At 69.1% G+C, this 4,741-nt stretch carries 5 protein-coding genes; all 5 read right to left on the bottom strand.

The genetic code is table 11. From position 1 onward, the window contains the following. Positions 1–156: 156 nt before the first annotated feature. Positions 157–624 carry an Lrp/AsnC family transcriptional regulator gene (locus V7067_RS15570; RefSeq protein WP_334176819.1) on the bottom strand — a complete coding sequence of 156 codons (468 nt, stop codon included), beginning with the start codon at positions 622–624 and terminating at the stop codon, positions 157–159. 169 nt (positions 625–793) lie between these two features. Further along, positions 794–1,447: a guanylate kinase gene (gmk, locus tag V7067_RS15575; RefSeq protein ID WP_334176820.1), complete on the bottom strand. Its 654-nt coding sequence runs from the start codon at positions 1,445–1,447 to the stop codon at positions 794–796. Positions 1,448–1,452: 5 nt separating this feature from the next. After that, entirely contained in the window at positions 1,453–2,358 is a 906-nt protein-coding gene (locus V7067_RS15580; RefSeq protein ID WP_334176821.1) for a YicC/YloC family endoribonuclease, read from the bottom strand. A gap of 234 nt (positions 2,359–2,592) precedes the next feature. Continuing rightward, positions 2,593–3,762: an endolytic transglycosylase MltG gene (mltG, locus tag V7067_RS15585; RefSeq protein ID WP_334176822.1), complete on the bottom strand. Its 1,170-nt coding sequence runs from the start codon at positions 3,760–3,762 to the stop codon at positions 2,593–2,595. 257 nt (positions 3,763–4,019) lie between these two features. After that, positions 4,020–4,741, bottom strand: a 722-nt coding sequence (locus V7067_RS15590; RefSeq protein ID WP_334176823.1) for a beta-ketoacyl-ACP synthase II, incomplete at its 5' end; no start/stop codon positions are given.

Consider the following 4,741-nt stretch of genomic DNA (forward strand, 5'->3'; position numbering starts at 1 on the left):
CGTCGGCTGAGCCGCGACACGGGATCACTCACCGCCGGCTGAGCCGCGACCGGTCGGCAACCGTCTCCGGCCGGGCCGTGACCGCTGCAGATGGCAGATGGCAGAAAAGCGAAAGGCCCGCCTCGCCGGCGGGCCTTTTCGTTTGCTCCGGTACCGTCAGCCGATGGGCACCGTGGGGGCATTCTTGGACTGGCGGATGGTCAGCGCCGTTCGTACGCTGGCGACGTTGGCGGCGGCCGTCAGTTCCTCGATAATGAAGGTCTGAAAGGCCCGCAGGTTCGTCGCCACGCACTTCAGCACGAAGTCGATATCGCCGGACAGCATCCACGCCTCGCGGACGATCGGCCAGCCGCGCAGCCGCTCCTCAAACGCCACCAGATCGGCTTCCGCCTGGCTGCTGAGGCCGACGAAGGCAAACGCTGTCAGATCGTAGCCGAGGCTCTTTTCGTCCAGCAGCGCCCGGTAGGTGCTGATGATGCCGGCATCTTCCAGCGCCTTGACGCGGCGCAGGCACGGCGGGGCCGAAATGCCGATCCGGCGCGAGAGCTCGACATTGGTGATCCGGCCATCGTCCTGAAGCTCGCGCAGAATCTTCCAGTCGATGTCATCGAGCCGAACTTTCACCGGCAGTCCCCTTAAACAGATGCACCGGCAAGCCGCGCGATCAGCAAGATCGTTGCGCCGGCGCGACATGGAATAACACAACCGCCCCTGAGGCGGAAGAAACCGCACTGCACAATTGCGCATGGCCGGGCCGCGTCGCCGCCCCGGCGCCGGCAGCCGGTGCAGCGGCTCACAGATCGTTCTGAATGGAGGCGATGAACGCCGGCAGCCCCTCGCCGCGCGCGCGCTTCAGCCGCTCGGCATTGAGGATCGCCTTCAGCCCGGCATAGGATTTGGTCAGGTCGTCGTTGACGAGCACATAGTCGTAATCGACCCAGTGCTCCAGCTCGCCGCGGGCGTTCTGCAGGCGCCGGGCAATGACGTCGTCGGCATCCTCGGCGCGGCCGATCAGCCGCGAGCGCAGGTCCTTGGCCGCCGGCGGCAGCACGAACACCGAGACCACGTCCGGCCGCATCGCGGCCACCATCTGCCGCGCGCCCTGCCAGTCGATATCGAACACCATGTCGAAACCGCCGGCCAGCGCCTGTTCCACCGGCGCGCGCGGCGTGCCGTAGCAGTTGCCGTGCACTTCGGCCCACTCGACCAGCTCGCCGCCTTCGCGCATGGTCTGGAAGCGCTCCATGCCGACGAAGTGATAGTGCACGCCTTCCACCTCGCTCGCCCGCCGGCCACGGGTGGTGGCGGAAACCGACAGCTGCAGCCGCCCCGCCTCGTCGGGATCGTTGAGCAGCGCGCGCGTCAGCGTCGATTTGCCGGCGCCGGACGGCGACGACAGCACCAGCAGGAAGCCGCGGCGGGCATAGGGAATGGTTGCAGCGCTCAACGGGTTCACTCCAGATTCTGGATTTGCTCGCGCAGCTGCTCGATGGTCGCCTTGAGATCGAGACCCGCGCGGGTGATCGCAACGTCGTTGGATTTGGCACACAGCGTGTTGGCCTCGCGGCCGAACTCCTGCGCCAGAAAATCGAGCCGCCGGCCGACCGGGCCGCCATCCGCCAGAAGCTGGCGGGCCTGCGCAATGTGCGCCCGCAGCCGGTCGAGTTCTTCCTGAATGTCGGCGCGCGTTGCCAGCAGCACCGCTTCCTGATGCAGCCGCCCGGCATCCAGCCCGGCATCGGCGGCCACCAGACGGCGGACATCGGCCTCAAGCCGGGTGCGGACCGCCTCCGGCGTGCGCGCCGGGCTGGCCTCGGCCACATCGACGAGGCCCTCGATGGTCTCAAGGTGCCGCAACAACGCCGCCGTCAGGGCCTGCCCCTCGCGCCGGCGCATGGCAATGAGCCCGTCGAGCGCGGTTGCAAGGCCCTCCAGCGCAGCGCCGGCCACCGGCGCACGCGCCGCCTCGCCGTCCTCGCCCGCCTCGCCGGCCTCCAGAACGCCCGGCAGGCGCAGCGCGCCCTCCACCGTCAGCGTCGGACCGCCAAGGCGATGCCGGATGCTCTCGGCCGCCGAAATCACCGCCTCCAGCGCCAGCGCATTGAGCCGCACCGTGTGCGGTTCGGCCGCCATGTCGACGCTGAGGGTGGCGGAAACATTGCCGCGGGAAAGCCGGCCGGCGACGAGCGCGCGGGCCTGCGGCTCCAGCGCCTCGAACCCGCCGGGCAGGCGCAGGCGCAGGTCGAGCCCGCGGCCGTTGACGGAGCGGATCTCCCACGCCCAGCCATGGGGCCCGAGCGTGCCGCTGGCGCGGGCAAAACCGGTCATGCTCGCCGGCGCGCGGCTTTTCTCGCTCATGTGGGCTCCCGGAGATGGCCGCTGCCGGCCCTTTCAAAAATCCGCCGGCCCCGCTCTGCCCGCACGCGGCGGGGCAAAGCGGGGCCGGAAACGCGAAGCACCTTTACGCCCGCAGGCAGGCGGCCCGCAAGCCGCCCGGGCCCTTTTGCCTGTCCGCAGATGCCTGTCGCAGGTGCCTGCCCCCCGGCCGCGGGCCGGCGCGCAAGGCCGCCGCAACGGCCGGCGGCAGCCCGCTCAGTTGGCCGGCGTTGCCGGCTGCACCGCCACCGGCGCATTGCCGGCGTCGCCGCCCGACAGCGACTGCTGCAGCGCCCGCCACCGCGCGACATTGCGGTTGTGATCGTCGAGCGACTTGGCAAACACATGGCCGCCGGTGCCGTCGGCCACGAAATAAAGCGCGTCGGTGTCGGCGGGATGGGCCACCGCCTCCATGGCCGCGCGGCCGGGATTGGCGATCGGCCCCGGCGGCAGGCCGGTGATCTGATAGGTATTGTAGGGGTTGGGGCGCTGCAGATCGGAGCGCATGATGGTGCGCGCCTGCTTCCACGACGCGCCGCCGTAAAGGCCATAGAGAATGGTCGGGTCCGACTGCAGCTTCATGCCCTTGCGCAGGCGGTTGATGAAGACGCCGGCAATGCGCGGCCGCTCGCCGGCAACGCCCGTTTCTTTCTCCACCAGCGAGGCGAGGATCACCAGTTCCTCAGGCGTCTTCAGCGGGATCGACGGATCGCGGCCGGCCCAGATTTCCGCCAGCGCCTCCGACTGCGCCTTCGTCATGCGCTCGATCATCTGCTTGCGGCCGGCGCCCCGGGTGAACTTGTAGGTTTCCGGCAGCAGCGTGCCTTCGGCGGGAATGGTGGTCAGAACACCGCTCAGCAGCGGTTCGGCCGCCAGCTTGTCCACCACCTGCGCGCTCGTCACGCCCTCCGGCACCGTCATCGCATGCTGGATGGAGCGGCCGGCGACGATCTCGTCCATCACCTGCCGCATCGTCATGCCGGGCACGAAGGCATATTCGCCGGCCTTCAGCTTGCCGGTATTCTCGAAGAACTTGGAAGCCCCTTCGAAGACCCAGCGATTGCTGATGACACCGGCATTTTCCAGCGCAGACGCGATGTCGTCCAGCGTCGATCCCGACGTGATGACGACGACAGCGTTCTCTTTCAGCGGCCCGGGCTGCTCATAAAGGCTCTTGCTCCAGTAGAGCAGGCCGCCGGCCAGCAGCACCAGGAGCAGCGCTGAGGTGAGGAAAAAATTGAGCACCAGCACCAGCGGGTTGCGGGCGTGGCGCGAGCGCTGCGGCGGCGTGCCGCCGGCATCGGCGCGCGCCACCTTCTGCGGCGCCTTGGGAGCGGGACGGCCGGGGCCTGATGGCGGGGGGGTCTCGGTCGCGGGATCGCTCATGTCGTATCGAGGCCTGTTCAGCCCTGCCGTGTGGCGGGCCGAGCCAGCCCGGAACGGGGACTGCAGGCGACCGCCGACCCGCAGAGGCGGAGTGCGGAAACGAAGACCCGCCCACCCCGGTGCCGGGCCTGCCCGAACGGCAGCCGCGGGCCCGGAGACGGGCGGACCTTGCGAATCATGAAGCGGCAAGCCGCCTTTTTCGGGGCCGCCGGCCGGCCAAGATGTGGCTGGCGGCCCGGTTGCGCCGGCAGGGGCGCTCAGCCCTCGAACTGGCGCAGGATCAGCGAGGCGTTGGTCCCGCCGAAGCCGAACGAATTCGACAGCACGGTACGGATCGCCTTCTTCTTGGCCTTGTGCGGCACCAGATCGATGGCAGTCTGAACCGACGGATTGTCGAGATTGATCGTCGGCGGAACAATGCCGTCGCGCATGGCGAGGATCGAGAAAATCGCCTCGATCGCGCCGGCGGCCCCGAGAAGGTGGCCGGTCGCCGACTTGGTGGACGACATGGTCAGGCCGGACGCCGCCTCGCCGACGAGGCGCTGCACCGCACCGAGCTCGATCTCGTCGCCCATCGGCGTGGAAGTGCCGTGTGCGTTGACATAGTCGATCTCGGCGGCCGAGATGCCCGCCCGGTTGAGCGCCATCGCCATGCAGCGATAGGCGCCGTCGCCGTCTTCAGACGGAGCGGTGATGTGATAGGCATCGCCCGAGAGGCCGTACCCGATCACTTCGCCGTAGATTTTCGCGCCGCGCCGGATGGCGTGGTTCAGTTCTTCCAGAACCACCACACCCGCGCCCTCGCCCATCACGAAGCCGTCGCGGTCCTTGTCATAGGGACGGGAGGCCTGCTGCGGGCGGTCGTTGAAGCCGGTGGAAAGCGCGCGGCAGGCGGCAAAGCCCGCCAGCGCCAGACGGCCGATGGGCGATTCCGTGCCGCCGGCCACCATCAGGTCGGCATCGCCGAGCATGATGAAGC

The sequence above is a fragment of the Pseudoxanthobacter sp. genome, assembly GCF_036822375.1.
In the GTDB taxonomy this organism is placed as follows: domain Bacteria; phylum Pseudomonadota; class Alphaproteobacteria; order Rhizobiales; family Segnochrobactraceae; genus Pseudoxanthobacter.

What these genes read in the sequence shown, in the direction of transcription:
- V7067_RS15580 (WP_334176821.1), bottom strand. Translation starts at nt 2,358, where the DNA reads ATGAGCGAGAAAAGCCGCGCGCCGGCGAGCATGACCGGTTTTGCCCGC.
- mltG (WP_334176822.1), bottom strand. Translation starts at nt 3,762, where the DNA reads ATGAGCGATCCCGCGACCGAGACCCCCCCGCCATCAGGCCCCGGCCGT.